We start from the raw sequence: 16,666 nt of genomic DNA on the forward strand, positions 1-16,666 counted from the left end.
GACATGACACGACTGTTCAACGATCCCGCCAGCTTCAGCGAGGACATGCTCGCCGGCTTCCTCGACGCCAACTCCGGCTACGTCATCGGCGTGCCGGGCGGCGTGGTGCGGGCCACGGAAACACCCGCAGGCAAGGTGGCCGTGGTGGTCGGCGGCGGCTCCGGTCACTACCCGGCGTTCTGCGGCGTCGTCGGGCACGGATTCGCCGACGGCGCCGTGGTCGGCAACATCTTCACCTCGCCGTCCGCCCGCGAGGCGGCATCGGTGGCCCGAGCCGCGCACGGTGACGCCGGGGTGCTGCTGCTCACCGGCAACTACGCGGGCGACGTGATGAACTTCGGCCTCGCCGTGCGACAGCTGCGCGCCGACGGTATCGACGCGCGCTACCTCGCCGTCACCGACGACATCGCCAGCGCTCCAGTGGGCGAGGTCGCCAAGCGGCGCGGCATCGCCGGCGATTTCACCGTATTCCGTTGTGCCAGTGCCGCCGCCGAGGAGGGCGCCGACCTCGACGACGTCGAGCGGGTCGCCGCCAAGGCAAACGCCGTGACCCGCACGCTGGGGGTGGCCTTCGACGGCTGCACTATGCCGGGCGCTGATCGGCCGCTGTTCACCGTCACAGCCGGGACGATGGATCTCGGCCTGGGCATCCACGGCGAGCCCGGGGTATCCAGCCATGCCATGCCGCGCGCGGACGAGCTCGCGCAACTGCTGGTCGACGGTGTGCTCGCCGAAAAGCCCGGTGGGGCATCGGGCAGGGTCGCGGTGATTCTGAACGGGTTGGGCCGCACCAAGTATGAGGAACTGTTCGTGGTGTGGAAGACGGTCTCGGCGCTGCTGGCCGAATCCGGGCACACCGTCGTGCAGCCCGAGGTCGGCGAGCTGGTCACCAGCCTCGACATGGCAGGCTGCTCGCTGACGGTGATGTGGCTGGACGACGAACTCGAACGGCTGTGGACCTCACCGGCGGACACGCCCGCCTACCGCAAAGGTACGGTCGCCCCGCTGACGGGCACCGCGCGCCGCGCCGCAGTCGCCGACCACAGCGAGAGCGCAGCGGTGGCCACGGCCGACGACCGGATCTGCGCCAGTGGATCGATTGTGGCCCAAGCATTGTCGGCGATCGCCGCCCAGCTGGTAAGCGCTGAGGCCGAACTCGGGCGCATCGATGCCGTGGCGGGCGACGGAGACCACGGCCGCGGCATGGTCAAGGGCAGCTCTGCCGCGAGCGCAGCCGCCCGTGCCGCATCGGCGGACGGCGGCGGAACCGCGGCCGTCATGACCGCCGCCGGCAGGGAGTGGGCCGCCAAGGCCGGCGGCACGTCAGGCGTGCTGTGGGGTGCCGCGCTGGAGGCGGCCGCGCGGCGTATCGGAGACCTGGTCGCCCCGGGCGACCGCGACGTCGCGGATGCGCTGCGGGCGGCGCACGATGCGCTCGTCGACCTCGGCGGCGCCCGTCGCGGCGACAAGACCATGCTCGACGCGCTCGGACCGTTCGTCGACGCATTCGGCGCCGCGGTAAGCAACGGAACCGACTGGCGCACAGCATGGTTGGCCACCACCGAGATCGCCCAGAAAGCCGCGGCCGAGACCGCCGGGCTGCGGCCCAACATCGGCAGGGCCCGCCCGCTGGCCGACCGCAGCGTGGGAACCCCCGACGCGGGAGCCGTCTCGCTCGCGCTGTGCATCCACACCATCGCCGAACTGATCGAGGAGAAGCCGTGACATCCCTGACCTCCGCTCGCCTTCGGATCGTCGTCGGCAGCGACGACGCCGGGCTGCAGTACAAGGACATCCTGAGCCGGGACCTGGCCGCCGACCCTCGCGTCGCCTCCGTCGTCGACGTGGGCGTCGGGCCCGGCGAGTCCACCGCCTACCCGCACGTCGCGGTCACCGCCGCGCGCATGGTCGCCGACGGGACGGCCGACCGGGCTCTGCTGGTCTGCGGAACGGGACTGGGGGTGGCCATCGCCGCCAACAAGGTCCCCGGCGTGCGGGCCGTCACCGCCCACGACAGCTTCTCGGTGGAGCGGGCGATCCTGAGCAACAACGCGCAGGTGCTGTGCTTCGGGCAGCGCGTCGTCGGGATCGAACTGGCCCGCCGCCTGGCCGCCGAATGGCTCGGCTACCACTTCGACCCCGACTCGGCCTCGGCTGAGAAGGTGGCCGCGATCTGCGGGTACGAACCACAGCAGACCTGAGCGCTGCGCGGGGCGGGCAGATGGTGTGTAGTCGGAGGCGCACGCGAGGAGCGAAAGGTGTACCGCGCACGCGAGGAGCGAAATATGCACCGCGCACGCGAGGAGCGAAAGGGTAGCCCGTGATCCCACTGACCTGGAAGCATGTCGAATCACGCGCCGACAGCACCTTCGTCGTCGCCCCGGACGAACGTCTGGACTGGCCCCGCACCATCGGGATCGGCGCGCAGCATGTGGTCGCGATGTTCGGCGCCACGTTCCTGGTGCCGGTGCTGACGGGCTTCCCGCCCGCCACCACGCTGCTGTTCTCCGGCGTCGGCACCGTGCTGTTCCTGATCATCACCGGCAACCGGTTGCCCAGCTACCTGGGTTCCAGCTTCTCGGTGATCGCCCCGGTCACCGCGGCGGTCGCGTCGCAGGGCACCGGCAGCGCCCTGGGCGGGATAGTCGCGGTGGGCCTGGCGCTGGTGGTGATCGGCGCCGTCGTGCACATCGTCGGCACGCACTGGATCGACGTGACCCTGCCGCCCGTGGTGACCGGTGCGATCGTCGCACTCATCGGGTTCAACCTCGCCCCCGCCGCGAAGTCCAACTTCGAACAGGGCCCGCTGGTCGGCATCGTCACGCTGGTCCTGCTGGTGGTGACGCTGGCGTTCTTCCGCGGCATCGTCGGCAGGCTGGCGATCTTCCTGTCCGTGGTGGTCGGCTACCTGCTGGCGCTGGCGCTCGGCGACGTCGACACGTCTGCGATCGCGGCGGCGCCGTGGTTCGGCCTGCCCGAGTTCCAGACGCCGACGTTCACGCTGTCGGTGCTGCCGATGTTCCTGCCCGCCGTCATCGCGCTGGTCGCCGAGAACATCGGGCACGTCAAGTCCGTCGGCCAGATGACCGGCAAGGACCTCGACCCCGTGATGGGCCGCGCGCTGGCCGCCGACGGGGTCGCGACGGTGCTGGCCGGGGCCGGCGGCGGTTCGGCGACCACCACCTACGCGGAGAACATCGGCGTCATGGCGGCCACCCGCGTCTACTCGACGGCCGCGTACTGGATCGCCGCGGCGGTTGCCATCACGCTGTCACTGTGCCCGAAGGTGGGCGCCACCATCTCGGCGATCCCGCCGGGTGTGCTCGGCGGCGCGACGATCGTGCTCTACGGGCTGGTGGGTGTGCTCGGTGTGCGTATCTGGCTCACCAACCATGTCGACTTCGCCAAACCCGTCAACCAGATGACGGCGGCCATCCCGCTGATCATCGGCATCGCCGATTTCACCTGGCAGGCAGGCAATCTGACGTTCACCGGTATCGCGCTCGGCTCGATCGCCGCGCTGCTGGTGTACCACGGCATGAATCTGCTCGCCCGCCGCTGACCCCCGCTGACCCCATTGCGCCGAATGTACGGTTGTTTACGCGTCCACTCGGCCGATGTGTACAGCAACCGTACACTCGGCGCTGGTCAGTCGCGCTTGTCCGCTTCCCTGGCCGCCCGACGCCTTCGCTGGGCGTCCTCGTACCGCCGTCGGGCGGCTTCGGTGGCGGGAACGAGCGGCGGAATCGGATGCGGATGGCCGTCGCCGTCGACGGCGACCATGGTGAAGTAGCAGCTGTTCACGTGCCGGGTGACGCCGGTGATTATCTCCTTGGCGTCCACCCGGATCCCGACCTCCATCGAGGTGCGGCCGGTGTAGTTGACCGACGCGGTGAAGGTGACCAGTTCGCCCACCCTGATCGGACCGCGGAAGAGCACGCGGTCCACCGACAGCGTGACCACATACGAACTGGCGTACTGGCTGCCGCAGGCATAGGCGACCTGGTCGAGCAGCCGTAGCAACGCACCTCCGTGCACGTTGCCCGAGAAGTTGCTCATGTCCGGGGTCATGAGCACGGTCATCGACAGGGTCACGAGCGGGACGTCTTGGTCAGTCACACCCATAACCACAGCCCATCGGCACCGATCGGGCAAGCCGGCTGGCCCGGCGGTGAAAGCCGCCGACGTAGGAATCAACCAGTCCCGAACGTCGGCTCGCGTTCCACCGCCGCCACACCCTCGACCTGGCTGAGCTTGGCCAGGTCCTCACGCGCCGCCTTGCCCGCGATCACACCTGAGAATTCGAACAGTTCGCCCTCGATCAGGCCCGCGGCGTGCAGGCGGCGCGACACCTCGGTCAGCCTGTCCCGATAGCCCGCCTCGACGGTCACGAGCACGCCGGTTGACTTCTCATCCTGCGGACTCGACATGGCCTGACTCCTCGACGCGTGCCACAAGTATGCCCGAAGGCACCCGCAAAGGACGGCCCGTGCGTCACACCTGGACGAGCCCGGCGCCGACGTCGCGCACCGGCAGGGGCAACGCTCGCGCGCCCGAGACGAGACGCCGCCAGAGGTCGGCCGCGGCGATCTCGGGTTCGGCTTCGCGCAGCAGGGCGGCGATGCCCGCCACATGCGGCGTCGCCTGACTCGTCCCGTTCACCGAGTCGGTCCTGGCTCGCCACCGATGGAACACGGGCGGCTGCAGCGGAGGCGCGGGGTCGGGCGTACTGGACAGGACGGCGACGCCGGGCCCGCTGATATCGACGCGCCCGTCGGAATTGATCCCGCCGCAGGAGAAGTCGGCGACACGCAGGAAACGGTCGACCGCGGCGACGGCCATGATCGACGGGCAGTTCGCCGGGCTGTTGACCGGGGCGATGACACCGGAGCGGCGCTCGCTGTCGTTGCCCGCGGCGGCGACGACGAGCGCATTCGCGGCCAGCGCAGCCTTTCCAACCTGCTCGAACGCCACCGAGAACGCGGCGCCCGCGGACACCGGTGCGCCGAGCGACATCGAGATCACCCGGCAGCCGTTGCGCAGCGCCCATTCGATCCCGGCCAGGGTCGATCTACCCCGTGCCGAGCCCTGGTTGGACAGCACCTTGCCGACGAACAGCGTGGCGTCCGACGCGATGCCGTATCGGGGTCCGCTGCCCGGCGATTGCGGGCCCGCGGCGGTTCCCGCGCAGTGCGTACCGTGTCCGTTCTCGTCCTGCACGGCCTGTCCCGGGATGAACGACTCCGAGGTGATGGCACGCCCGACGAAGTCCGGGTGGTCCAGGTCGATGCCGGTGTCCAGCACCGCCAGCTTCACCCCGCGGCCGGTGGCCGTCGCATCGATGACCTGCGTCGCGGCCAGTCCCCAGGTGCGCACGGCGTTGTCCCGGTATGCCTCGGCGGTCGCCGCGAGTTCACCGAGGTCCGAGTCGTCACCCGCCAGCCGGTCATAGAGATGGTCGACCGCGTCGCGGTAGCCGCGCAGGTACGCCAACGATTCCGGGGAGAGCGGTGAGCCGGTCGCCCAGAACACCGGCTCCGGTTCGACGTGCACGATTCCCGCGTCATCGGCGACCGCGCGCATGACGCTGCCCAGCTGGTCTGGATCGACCGCGGCCACCCCGATCCCGAGCGCGTCGAACACCACCATGTCGCTGTCGTCGGTCTGTGCGAGATCGACCGCGCCCGACTCGAAGTCACGCGCCAACGCCACGGTGGCGATGCCCGCGGCACTCTTCAGTCCGGCCAGGCTGGCATCCAGCTGCTCGCGACGGAAGGTGATCAGTACGCCGGGTCGGCCGTCGTCACGCGCGACTGGCGGCGACGGCTTGGTGCCGCGGGTCGCGGCGCGGGTACGTCTGCTCTCGGCCATGACGAAACTCCTTACGACACTGGTCCGGATCGTATCGACTCAGTGTCGTGGCCTCGGCGGAATGATCGGTTCGCCAGGCGGCCCAATGGGATTGACGCGGGCAGGCCGCGAGGGCTCAGCTGGGGTCGAGCAGCGCGGCGGTCCCCCGCTTCATCATCTGACCCGCCACGATGAGACGCTGCAATTCGCTGGCGCCCTCCCAGATGCGCTCCACCCGCAGCTCGCGGAACATCCGCTCGGCGACGTTCTCCCGCATGTAGCCGCGACCGCCGAAGATCTGTACGGCCCGGTCGGCGACCCGTCCCGCCATCTCCGAGCAGTACAGCTTGGCCATCGACGCCTGACCGTGCAGGATCTTGCGGTCGGCGCCGCCGTCGATCGAGCGGGCGACCTCGTAGAGCATTGTCCGCGCGGCGAACAGCTCCGTCGCGCTGTCGGCCAGCATGCCCGCCACCAGCTGGTACTCGCCCAGCGGCCGCCCCCCGATGATGCGGGTCCGCGCGAATGCCGTCGTCTCGTCGACCAGTCGCTGGGCCGCTCCCACGCAGCGGGCCGCGACCATCAGCCGTTCGAAGCGGAACCAGTCCTGGGTGAACGTCATGGGTCCGCCTTCGGCGCCGACCAGGTTGGCCGCGGGCACTCGGACGTCGGTGAACGCGACGATCGGGTGCTGGTCGGCGATGTGGTGGGAGTAGTGCGGGGTGCGGATGACCTCGACTCCCGGCCACGGCAGATCGACGACGAGCAGCACGTGGTCACCGGCGTGCTCCCCCTCGGAGAGGACGGCCTCGACGAAGACGTAGTCGGCCAGGTTGAACGAGGTGACGTGCCATTTGGTGCCGTCGATGACGTAATTTTCGCCGTTTTCGCCGTCGCCGTACCGGCGCGCGGTGGTCTGCAGTTCCGAGACGTCGGAGCCGGCGAACTCTTCGGTGATCGCGTACGCCTCATGCTTGTCCCCGCGCACGCTGGGCAGCAGCCAGCGCTCGCGCTGGTAGTCGGTGGCCACCTCGGGCCACCACTGCGGCGGGGTGGCCATCACCCAGGCCAGACCGTTGGTCACCCGGCCGCACTGCTCCTGCACGAGCACCTGCTGTAGCGCGGTACAGCCGGGCCCGCCCACCGACGTCGGCATGTTGGTGGCATAGAGACCCAATTCGATTGCGCGCGCCCGATGCTCGGCCGTCACCTCCTTGGGCAGGACGCCGCCGGCGAGCTCGGCTTCCACCTCGAAGGGCATCAGCGATTCGACGAAGGCGCGCGCTGTTTCCCGGAGCAGCAGATCCTGTTCGCTCAGCGCGTACACCGGCACCCCTAATACTCGTCCAACCACTTGACTGAGCGTTCAGTCTATGCCAGCGTTCCATAGTATGACCAGGTCCCACAATGCCGATGTCATCGTCGTGGGCGGCGGAACGGTCGGCGCGTGGACGGCAGTGCTGCTCGCCGAAAGCGGTGTGCCCCATGTGGTACTGCTCGACGCCGCGACTCTGGGCGAAGGCGCCAGCAGTCGCGCGGCGGGTATGGTGCGCGCCCAGGGCGGAACGGAGACTGCGATCCGGCTGGGCCTGCGCGCCCAGGAGTTCTACCGCGCCAGCGGTGACCGCTTCCCGCTCGACTGCGGCTTCGTCGCCCAGGGTTACCTGATGCCGTGCTTCTCCGATCCCGAGGTGCGCCAGGCCCACGATCGGATCGCGCTGCAGCGCAGCATCGGTCTCGACGTCGAGTGGCTGTCGGGCTCCGACATCGACGCCAGGCACACCGGTGTCGCGAAGGGTGCGACGCTTGGCGCTTCCTACGCACCCGGCGACGGTTACATCGACGCACCCCGCAACGTCCTGGCCTACACCGCTGCGCTGACCGCCCACCGTGTCGACGTCAGGGAACGCTGCGCGTTCACCGGTCTGCGCACCTCGGGCGGCCGGGTCGTCGGTGTGGACACCTCGGCCGGCCCGATCGACACCGACCGGGTGGTGCTCACCGGCGGACCACAACTGGCTGACGTCGGCGCGGCGGCGGGTGGGCGCATACCGGCGGGCGGCACCCGCCACCAGGTTGTCGTGACGGCACCACTACCCGGACTCAACGTGTACGAGCTACCGATGGTCTTCGACATCACCTCCGGAATCTATTGGCGGCCAGGTGAATCCGGCGGCCTACTGTGGGGTATGAGCAATCCGGACGAGCGGCCGGGAGTCGCGATCGACTTCGACGACGTCTACTACCTCAAGGCCCGTGACCGCATCGAGGAGCTCTTCCCCGCCGTCGCCGGGCTCGGCCTGCGCCGGAGCTGGGCGGCGACGATCGACTACACCCCCGACCATCTGCCGATCCTCGGACCGCTGCTCACCGCCGACGGCCCGGTGGACGGTACCGTCGTCGCCAGCGCCGCGGGCCACGGGATGATGTGGGGACCCGCGGTCGCCCAGGTGGCCGCCGACCTCACCACCACCGGCTCCTGCGACTGGCTCGACCTCACCGATCTTGGCCTCGACCGCTTCGACGCCGACGGGCACAGCAGGCTGACGCCCGAACCCATCTCACTTCCGTTCCCGGAAAACGTTGCCAGACAGGACAACGACAGAGTCACCAGGTGATGACACCCGTGCTGGCCGGCGCCGTCGACGCTGAACTCGAGGACTGGGGTCTCCTTTTGCGCCGACTTCTGCACAGCGGTCGTGAAAGGTCGTGTGCGGCCAGCCCACACCCAGAACTCGGCGAAGGCTAGCCGACAAGATCGGCCGTGCGCTGCGCCAGCGGCAGACAGCCGACCGGATCGTCGAGCAGCGCGCGGAACGCCACCTCCGCCGCACCGATCAGCACCGACCGATCTCCCAGTCCGGGTAACACGATCCGCGGCCGCATACCCGAGACCTGCAGCGCGCGTATCGACATCTCTTCCAGCACATCGGATTCCAGCCATGGATACACCGATCGCAGGTAGCCGCCGAGCACGATCATGCTGGGGTTCAGCAGGTTCACCAGGCCGGCAAGACCGCGACCGAGGCGGCGGCCGATCGTCGCGAGTTCGGCAGGCGCGGAATCCAATCCGTCGAGGTGGGCGGCGAAGTCGGTGATCCGGTCCGTCGGGAAGCCGACGGCTTCGGCCAGCGCCGCGGCGCCGATCTCGGTCTCCCAGCACCCCCGCGCGCCGCAGTGGCATGGTCGGGCCCCGTCGCCGAAGGGTAGATGGCCGATCTCCCCTGCATATCCCGATGCCCCGCTGACGGGTCTGCCCCCGGCGATGAGTCCGGCGCCGACGCCCACCTCACCGGAAATGTACACAAGGTCGTCGACGCCCCTCCCCACTCCGCGCAAGTGCTCGGCGAGCGCACCGTGGTCCGCGTCGTTGCCAAGCACGGGCCGCATGCTGGTGTCCAGCGCATGGGCGAGCATGTCGGCGAACGGGACGTCGCGCCACTCGAGATTCGGTGCCAGCCGCACGATTCCGCCGTCCCGGTCGATGATGCCGGGAACGCTCACCCCTACCCCGGCGAGCACCGAGGCGGGTTCGGCATCGCCCAGAACCGAGCGTGCCATCGCGACGGTGGCATCGGCGGCCTCCTGCGGCGAGCAACCGCCGGGGATCGGCGCCGTCACGTGCGAGAGCACCATCCCGCCGAGCCCGACGCGAGCCACCACCAGTCCCGACACCCGCACATCGACGGCAAGGACGTAGACGTGTTCGGTTGCCGCGACGCCGACCGACGGGCGTCCGGCCGCCGGTCGGACCGACGCGCCTGGCGCCTGCTGTTCGACCAGTCCGAGCTGTTCGAGCTCGCCGACCAGTGCGGCGATCGTGCTGCGGTTCAGGCCCATCAGGGTGGTCAGCGACGACCTCGACAGCTGACCCGACAGGTGGAGATGCTGCAGCATCGTGCTCAGGTTGTGTCGGCGGACATTCTCCTGATTGGTCCCCGAGCGGGCACTTGTCGCGCCCACAGTCTTACCTCATCAGCTCAGGCCCGCGGCCGAGCGACGCCTGCGGGAGATCGCGTCCACGCTCGCGGCCAGCAGCAGAACACCGCCGGTGACAAGGAAATTGATGTACGACGATTGGTTCAGCAGGCCAAGGCCGTTGGCGATGGTGGCCACCACCACGCCACCGATGACCGCATCCAGTGCGCGGCCCCGCCCGCCGAACAGGCTGGTGCCACCGATCACCGCCGCACCGACCGCATACAGCAGGGTGTTGCCCGCACCGGAGGACGCCGAAACCTTACCGCCGTAGGAGGCGGCGATGATACCGCTCAACGCGGCAAGCGAGGAACACACCACGAACACCGAGATCCGGATGCGCGCAACCGGAATACCCGCTCGCCGCGCCGCCTCCCGGTTGCCGCCGACGGCGTAGATGTGCCTGCCGTAGGCGGTCCGGTTCAGCACGAACGTCAGCACGATCAGCAGCAGCCCGACGACCGGCAGCACATACGGGATGCCCCGGATCTCGACGTTGGGGTTCACGCTGCGGTTCAGGTTCATCAGGTAGGTGACCCCGAGCGTGACTGCCGCCACCGCCGTGATCCTGGCGGCCACCACGCCCAGCGGCGAATGCGTCAACCCCAGCGTGACCTTGGTGCGGTGCCGGTAGAGCTCCAGTGCGGCGAACCCTACCGAGATGACAAGCGCAAGAACCCATCCCGTCGAGACCGACAAGTTGGAGATGGTGATGCCGCGGATCACCGGATCGTCCACCCGCACCGAGCCGCCCTCACCGATCAGCTTGAGCGTCACCCCCTGAAGGCCGAGGAAGAAGGCCAGTGTCACCACGAACGACGGGATACCGAGTTTGGCGCACAACACGCCGATCGCCAGGCCGATCAACGCTCCGCACACCACGCCCGCCAGGATTCCGGCCCACCACGGCCAGCCCTGGTTGACCATCATCAGCGCCATCACACAGGCCGACACCCCGCCCGCCACGCCTGCCGACAGGTCGATGTCGCCGAGCAGCAGCACGAACACCAGACCCATCGCCAGCACACAGATCGAGCCGGCCTGGGTGACGAGATTGGCCAGGTTGAGCGCGGAGGTGAACCGGCTGTTGGCCAGCCCGAACACCGCGAACAACACCACGAGGCCGAGAACCGCGGGAAGCGAACCCATGTCACCGCCGCGGACCCGCCCCAGATAGCTGCGCACGGCGTCGCCGAACGTGGTGTCGCTGCGGGAATCCGCCGCGAAGTCGGCGTCGGCCAGCTTCGATCCGGTGCGGGCGGCGTTGCGCGGGCTGAGGCCAGCCGCACTGGGCGCGGCGTCGGGCTTGGTCATTTCGGGGTCATTTCGGGGTCATCTCGGATTGTCCTCTACATCGATTGGGCGGCCTCGGCCGGCGCAAGGCCGAGGCTGCCGGAACGACCTGCGGTGATCAGTTCGACGATCTGGCTGTGGCTGACCTCGGAGGCCTTGACCTCCGCGGCCACCCGCCCCAGATACAGCGCACAGACCCGGTCGGCGACCTCGAACACGTCAACCATGTTGTGCGAGATGAACACCACGCCCAGGCCCTGATCGGCCAGCCGCCGCACCAGGTCGAGCACTTGACGGGTCTGTGCCACCCCGAGCGCGGCGGTGGGCTCGTCGAGCAGCACCACCTTGGAGTTCCACAGCACCGATTTGGCGATCGCCACCGTCTGCCGCTGACCGCCCGACAGGCTGGACACCGAGGTGCGCACCGACTTGACCGTCCGCACCGACAGGGAGGTCAGCGCCTCGCGCGCCATCGACTCCATCCTGGCCTCGTCCAGCGTCCCGTGCCGCTTGAGTTCGCGGCCGAGGAACATGTTCTGGACGATGTCGAGGTTGTCGCACAGCGCCAGATCCTGATAGACGACCTCGATACCAAGGGCCGCAACGTCATTGGGCCCGTGCACGGTCACCGGCTTACCTTCGAACAGGTAGCTGCCGGTGTCGATCGGATAGATCCCCGCGATCGCCTTGACCAGGGTCGACTTACCGGCACCGTTGTCGCCGACCAGTGCGGTCACCTCACCCGGGTAAACCTGGAAGTCGACGTCGTGCAGCACGTGCACGACTCCGAAACTCTTGTTCACACCCCGCAGTTCGAGGATCGGCTCGGGGCCGGTACGCGTCGTCCCTGTCATGCCCGTCACCGTCGATCTACAACCCTGCTGCGGTGCAGGCGGCGGCGAACTGCCCGGTGCAGACGTCTTCCTTGGCCTGACCGCCGTCGGTGAACACGACGTCGACGTTGTCCTTGGTGATCGACTTGGGGGTCAGCAGGATGGACGGGACGTCGCGGCCGCCGGTGTCGTCGCGCGAGGTGCCGTTGGTTTCCGGCTGCTCGCCGTTGACCAGTGCGATGGCGGCCTTGGCCAGCGCACCCGCCTCTTCCTTCGCCGACTTGTACACGGTCATGCACTGGGTTCCGGCGAGGATGTTCTGCAGCCCCTCGACGGTCGCGTCCTGGCCGGTCACCGGCACCTGGCCGGCGCGCCCGTTCTTCTCCAGGATCGAGATGACCGAACCGGCGAGCCCGTCGTTGGCGGCATAGACGCCGTCGACCTTGCCGTCGGCCGCGGTGTAGAGCTGCTCGAAGATGGTGACGGCCTTGTCGTTGTCCCAATCGGGCACGGCCTGCTCACCGACGATCGTGATCGTCGGTGTCTTGTCCACCACCGAGTGGGCGCCCGCGGTGAACAGGGTGGCGTTGTTGTCCGTGGGAGATCCGTTGAGGAACACCACATTCGCCGGATTGCCCGCCAGGCAGTCCACCAGGCCCTGGCCCTGCAGCTCGCCGACCTTGGTGTTGTCGAACGAAACGTACACGTCGGCGGACCCGCCCAGGGTGAGCCGGTCGTAGTCGATGGTCTTGACGCCCTGGCTGGCCGCCTTCTCCTGAATGGCGGCACCGCTGTCGGAGTCCAGGTTGACGATGGCGAGCACGGTGACGCCGTCGGCGATCATGCCGTCGGCGATGGTGGCCATGTTGTCCGCGGAGCCCTCGGCGTTCTGGATCGTGTAGTCGATACCCGCGGCCTTGAAGGCGGCCTCCAGCTCGGGCCGGTCCTTGGACTCCCAACGCACCGACGACTTGGTGTCGGGCAGGATCACGCCGACCTTGCCGGCCTGCGCCGACGCGCCGCCGGTGGTCTCGGTGCTACCGCCGCCGCCACCGCTGCCGCAGCCGCTGAGGGCGAATCCGGCTCCGACCACCACGGCAAACATCAGCCCGCTCGCTCGTTTCATGAAGACCGCCTTTCCCATCCTTTTGTTGCCTCGCACAACATATAGCGTGACGTGCATCACGTCCAGAGTGAAATTGAAACGCGTGTCAGCGAGCGCCCATCAGGTGTTCGGTCGCCAACTGGTTGAGCCGGACGAAACCGAAACCCTTTGCCCCGAAATAAGAGTCGGGGTCGAAGTCCTCGTATGCCGACCGGTCGGCCAGCAACTCGACATAGGTTTCCCCCGAGTTGAGGGTGGGCACCCTCAACTCGCCGACCCGGGCCGCCCGCAGCGCCTCGGCGACTTCGGGGTCGGCGCGGAACGCCGCCGCCCGCTGCTTGAGCAACAGGTACATGCGCATGTTCGCCGCGGCCGACTCCCACACACCGACGCTGTCCTCGGTGCGACTCGGCTTGTAGTCGAAGTGCCGCGGGCCGCCGTAGCTGGGCCCGCCGTCCGGGCCGCCGTTCTCCAGCAGGTCGACGAGCGCGAACGCGTTGGCGAGGTCGCCGTGGCCGAACACCAGATCCTGGTCGAACTTGATCCCGCGCTGACCGTTGAGGTCGATATGGAACAGCTTTCCGCGGTAGAGCGCCTGGCTGATCCCGTGCATGAAGTTCAGGCCAGCCATCTGCTCGTGGCCGGTCTCGGGATTGACCCCGACCAGCTCGGGGTGAGCCAGCGTATCGATGAACGCCAGCGCATGCCCGACCGTGGGTAGCAGGATGTCACCACGCGGCTCGTTGGGCTTGGGTTCGATGGCGAACCGCAGCGGGTACCCCTGGTCGATTACGTACTGGCACAACAGGTCCAGCGCCTCCCGGTACCGGTCGAACGCCGCTCGGACGTCCTTGGCGCTGTCGTACTCGCTACCTTCCCTGCCACCCCACAGGACGAACGTCTGCGCACCGAGCTCACCGGCGAGGTCGAGGTTGCGCAGCACCTTGCGCAGCGCGAATCGCCGCACCGCCCGATCGTTGCTGGTGAATCCGCCGTCCTTGAACACCGGCTGGGTGAACAGGTTCGTCGTCACCATCGGCACCACCATGCCGGTGGCCTGCAGTGCCGTGCTCAGCCTTCCGATCGCCCGCCGCCGCTCGTCGTCGGAACAGCCGAACGGGAACAGGTCGTCGTCGTGGAAGGTCAGACCGTACGCACCCAGTTCGGCGAGCCGCTCCACCGCCTCCACCACGTCGAGGGCGGGCCTGGTTGGCACACCGAAGGGGTCGCCCGCGGGCCATCCGATCGTCCAGAGGCCGAACGAGAACTTGTCGGACGGCTTCGGCACGAGGGCATCGGCGGCGGTGCCGCCGGCCGGGACGTGGGACTCGAGGACGGACATGGGACGCTCCTGACGGTGGATTTGTTCTGTCTCCGAACATAAGATGTGATGCAAGCTACTGTCAAGGAGGACTGTGAGGACCGGCACCAGAAGTGACGACGTACGCCGCCGCAACCTGTCGGCGGTGCTGACGTTGGTGCATCGGCACGGTGCGCTCAGCCGCGCCGAGGTGACCCGACGGACTGGGTTGTCCCGCTCGACCGTCAAGGATCTGGTGGAGGAGCTTGCGGGCGGCGGACTGGTCGATGAGGCGGTGGCGGAGCCGGGGACCGCGGCACAGGTGGGCAGGCCCAGCCCCATCGTGCGCCCGGGCAACCGCACCCTTGCCATCGCGGTCAACCCCGAAATCGACTGCATCACGGTTGGATTGGTTGCATTGGGTGGCCGGGTCCGCACCGTCGAGCGGGTGCCGACCGCAGGCATCCCGACCGTCGCCGAGACCGTGACGATCGCCGCGGACGCCGTCGCGCAGATGCGGCGGCGCCTCGATTCCGGCCAGTCCATCACCGCGATCGGGGTGGCGGTTCCCGGGCTGGTGCACGCACCGGGCTCCGAGGTCCGGATGGCTCCCCACCTCGGCTGGAACGACGAACAGATCGGACGGATGCTCGGCGAGGCGACCGGGTTGCCCGTGTTCGCCGCCAACGACGCGAACGCCGGCGCCATCGCCGAGCACCTGTTCGGCAGGCACGGGAATCCGCGCCACATGATCGACCCCGTGATCGACCACATGATTTACGTCAACGGCGGCGCCTCCGGCATCGGCGCCGGCTTCATCGTCGCGGGTACCCTGCTCGAGGGTGCCGCGGGTTACGCCGGCGAACTCGGGCATACCTTCGTCGGCGGCGCCGATCCCTGCCACTGCGGCCGGGTCGGGTGTCTGGAGACCGAGGTCAGCCAGGATCGCACCGACGTCGAGGGCCAGGCCCGGTATCTCGGCATCGCCCTGGGCAACGCGGTCAACATGCTGAACCCGCGGCTGATCGTGCTCGGCGGCTTCCTCGGCGAATTCCCCAGGCGCGCAGCCGGTGTGCTCGATGAGGCCGTCGCCCGCCACAGCATGAAAACGCCGCACGAGCTGGTCCGGATCGTGCCGGCTAGCCTCGGATCCGAGACGCTGATGATCGGTGCGGCCGAGTTGGCGTTCGCACCGCTACTGTCCGATCCCGCGACGGGGTATCACCAGCGCGTCGACAGCGACGACGCCACCGGCTGAGGCGATGACCGGGTTCGCCTCGACCGCGTCGAGCACCTCGGACAGCTCGGTGGCCAGTTCGGAAACACCCACGATCACCGTGGCGAGCGCGTCGACATCACACGGCGGGGCACCGCGCCAGCCACGCAGCAGGCGCCGGATCCGCAGCCGGTCCAGCAGCCGATGCGCCCCGCCCCGCGACACCGGCGGGCAGGCCACCACCCGGTCGGCGAGCAGCTCGACCATCGTTCCGCCCGCGGCCACCACTACCAGCGGCCCGAACACCTCGTCGCGGACGAACCCCACCGACATCTCGACGCCCGCGGCCGCCATCGCCGACACCGTGACCGCGGGACCCAGCCTCACGGACATCGAGGCGTAGCCCTGCGCCAACCGTACCGGGTCGGCCACCCCGAGCATGACCCCGCCGACATCGCTCTTATGGGATGCGCCAAGGGTTTTCAGCGCCACCGGATAGCCGATCTCGTCGGCGGCCGCCAGTGTCTCCTCCAGCGACGATGCGGTGCGTGAATCCGCAACGGGCACACAGTAGTCGCGCAGCAGGCCCACCGGATCGGCGGTGCCCGACAGTACCGCCGCCCGCCAGCGCGCCCGCCGCTGCGGCGATACGCGCCCGGCCGCGTCGTCACGAGGCAACGGCCAGCGGGCCAGGTGGCCGAGCGCCGCCAGCCCGCTTCTGGCGCCTTCGAGCACCGCAATTCCGTTGTCCCGCAGCCGCGCTGCCGCCGCCGGGTCGATCGCCGAGGAAACGGAGGTGAGTACCGCCAGCGGGGCGTCAGTCTCCGCGGCCGCATCCAGCACCGCGTCGGAATAGGCCGTGTCGCCGTCGAACTCGGACACCAGGTCGACGGCCAGCGCGGTCACGCCGACGCCGGGATCGTTCGCCATCAACCGCAGGCATGCCCCGAACAACTGGCGGGTGTCCGCGCCGGTACCCCAGACATCGAGTGGATTACCGGCGACCAGGCCCTCGTCGAGCACCTCCGCGATGGCCGCGACCGTCCCCTGTGCGAGGTCGGCGAACTCGACGTCGAGTTCGTGGGCCAGGT

The 16,666-nt window shown here is 68.9% G+C and carries 15 protein-coding genes; 5 read left to right on the top strand and 10 right to left on the bottom strand.

Going from position 1 to position 16,666, the window contains the following annotated elements:
* The first annotated feature begins 3 nt into the window (after positions 1-3).
* The 3 genes from ADBZ6K_RS24560 (at position 4) to ADBZ6K_RS24570 (ending at position 3,562) form a co-directional block, all read left to right on the top strand.
* The gene (locus tag ADBZ6K_RS24560) at positions 4-1,725 is read left to right on the top strand and encodes a dihydroxyacetone kinase family protein (RefSeq protein ID WP_526351627.1); all 1,722 of its coding nucleotides are present in this window, start codon (positions 4-6) and stop codon (positions 1,723-1,725) included.
* Positions 1,722-2,201: a ribose-5-phosphate isomerase gene (locus tag ADBZ6K_RS24565; protein ID WP_526351629.1), complete on the top strand. Its 480-nt coding sequence runs from the start codon at positions 1,722-1,724 to the stop codon at positions 2,199-2,201. Before ADBZ6K_RS24560 ends, ADBZ6K_RS24565 begins: the two co-directional genes overlap by 4 nt.
* Positions 2,202-2,320: 119 nt before the next feature.
* Positions 2,321-3,562, top strand: a complete 1,242-nt coding sequence (locus ADBZ6K_RS24570) for a uracil-xanthine permease family protein (protein ID WP_526351631.1) — start codon at positions 2,321-2,323, stop codon at positions 3,560-3,562.
* An 86-nt stretch (positions 3,563-3,648) separates the two neighbouring features.
* Here ADBZ6K_RS24570 and ADBZ6K_RS24575 read toward each other — a convergent pair whose 3' ends face one another.
* From ADBZ6K_RS24575 to ADBZ6K_RS24590, 4 genes are all read right to left on the bottom strand, one after another.
* Positions 3,649-4,083 (bottom strand): acyl-CoA thioesterase, encoded by a 435-nt coding sequence (locus tag ADBZ6K_RS24575; protein WP_526351657.1) that lies wholly within the window; start codon positions 4,081-4,083, stop codon positions 3,649-3,651.
* A 110-nt stretch (positions 4,084-4,193) separates the two neighbouring features.
* A complete protein-coding gene (locus tag ADBZ6K_RS24580) occupies positions 4,194-4,430 on the bottom strand; it encodes a hypothetical protein (protein ID WP_526351633.1) in 237 nt (78 codons plus the stop codon).
* Between the two features lie 64 nt (positions 4,431-4,494).
* Positions 4,495-5,871 carry a S8 family serine peptidase gene (locus ADBZ6K_RS24585; RefSeq protein ID WP_526351635.1) on the bottom strand — a complete coding sequence of 459 codons (1,377 nt, stop codon included), beginning with the start codon at positions 5,869-5,871 and terminating at the stop codon, positions 4,495-4,497.
* A gap of 115 nt (positions 5,872-5,986) precedes the next feature.
* Complete coding sequence (locus ADBZ6K_RS24590; RefSeq protein ID WP_526351637.1) at positions 5,987-7,183, bottom strand: acyl-CoA dehydrogenase family protein; 1,197 nt, start codon at positions 7,181-7,183, stop codon at positions 5,987-5,989.
* A 58-nt stretch (positions 7,184-7,241) separates the two neighbouring features.
* Between ADBZ6K_RS24590 and ADBZ6K_RS24595 the strand changes: the two genes are divergently transcribed.
* The gene (locus tag ADBZ6K_RS24595; RefSeq protein WP_526351639.1) at positions 7,242-8,468 is read left to right on the top strand and encodes an NAD(P)/FAD-dependent oxidoreductase; all 1,227 of its coding nucleotides are present in this window, start codon (positions 7,242-7,244) and stop codon (positions 8,466-8,468) included.
* Between the two features lie 127 nt (positions 8,469-8,595).
* Here the strand turns inward: ADBZ6K_RS24595 and ADBZ6K_RS24600 are convergent, their stop codons facing one another.
* The 5 genes from ADBZ6K_RS24600 to xylA form a co-directional block, all read right to left on the bottom strand.
* Positions 8,596-9,747, bottom strand: a complete 1,152-nt coding sequence (locus ADBZ6K_RS24600) for an ROK family protein (RefSeq protein ID WP_526351641.1) — start codon at positions 9,745-9,747, stop codon at positions 8,596-8,598.
* Between the two features lie 78 nt (positions 9,748-9,825).
* Entirely contained in the window at positions 9,826-11,142 is a 1,317-nt protein-coding gene (locus tag ADBZ6K_RS24605; protein ID WP_526351643.1) for a sugar ABC transporter permease, read from the bottom strand.
* Between the two features lie 35 nt (positions 11,143-11,177).
* Positions 11,178-11,975 carry an ATP-binding cassette domain-containing protein gene (locus tag ADBZ6K_RS24610; protein WP_526351645.1) on the bottom strand — a complete coding sequence of 266 codons (798 nt, stop codon included), beginning with the start codon at positions 11,973-11,975 and terminating at the stop codon, positions 11,178-11,180.
* A 16-nt stretch (positions 11,976-11,991) separates the two neighbouring features.
* Positions 11,992-13,080, bottom strand: a complete 1,089-nt coding sequence (locus ADBZ6K_RS24615; protein WP_526351647.1) for a sugar ABC transporter substrate-binding protein — start codon at positions 13,078-13,080, stop codon at positions 11,992-11,994.
* A gap of 85 nt (positions 13,081-13,165) precedes the next feature.
* Entirely contained in the window at positions 13,166-14,401 is a 1,236-nt protein-coding gene (xylA, locus tag ADBZ6K_RS24620; protein ID WP_526351649.1) for a xylose isomerase, read from the bottom strand.
* Positions 14,402-14,474: 73 nt separating this feature from the next.
* Here xylA and ADBZ6K_RS24625 point away from each other — a divergent pair, with 73 nt between their 5' ends.
* The gene (locus tag ADBZ6K_RS24625; RefSeq protein ID WP_526351651.1) at positions 14,475-15,617 is read left to right on the top strand and encodes an ROK family protein; all 1,143 of its coding nucleotides are present in this window, start codon (positions 14,475-14,477) and stop codon (positions 15,615-15,617) included.
* Here the strand turns inward: ADBZ6K_RS24625 and ADBZ6K_RS24630 are convergent.
* A partial coding sequence (locus ADBZ6K_RS24630) for an acetate--CoA ligase family protein (RefSeq protein ID WP_526351653.1) occupies positions 15,555-16,666 on the bottom strand: 1,112 nt, incomplete at its 5' end. The two genes, ADBZ6K_RS24625 and ADBZ6K_RS24630, sit on opposite strands and share 63 nt — an antisense overlap.

The organism is Mycobacterium sp. (assembly GCF_044223235.1).
Taxonomy (GTDB): domain Bacteria; phylum Actinomycetota; class Actinomycetes; order Mycobacteriales; family Mycobacteriaceae; genus Mycobacterium.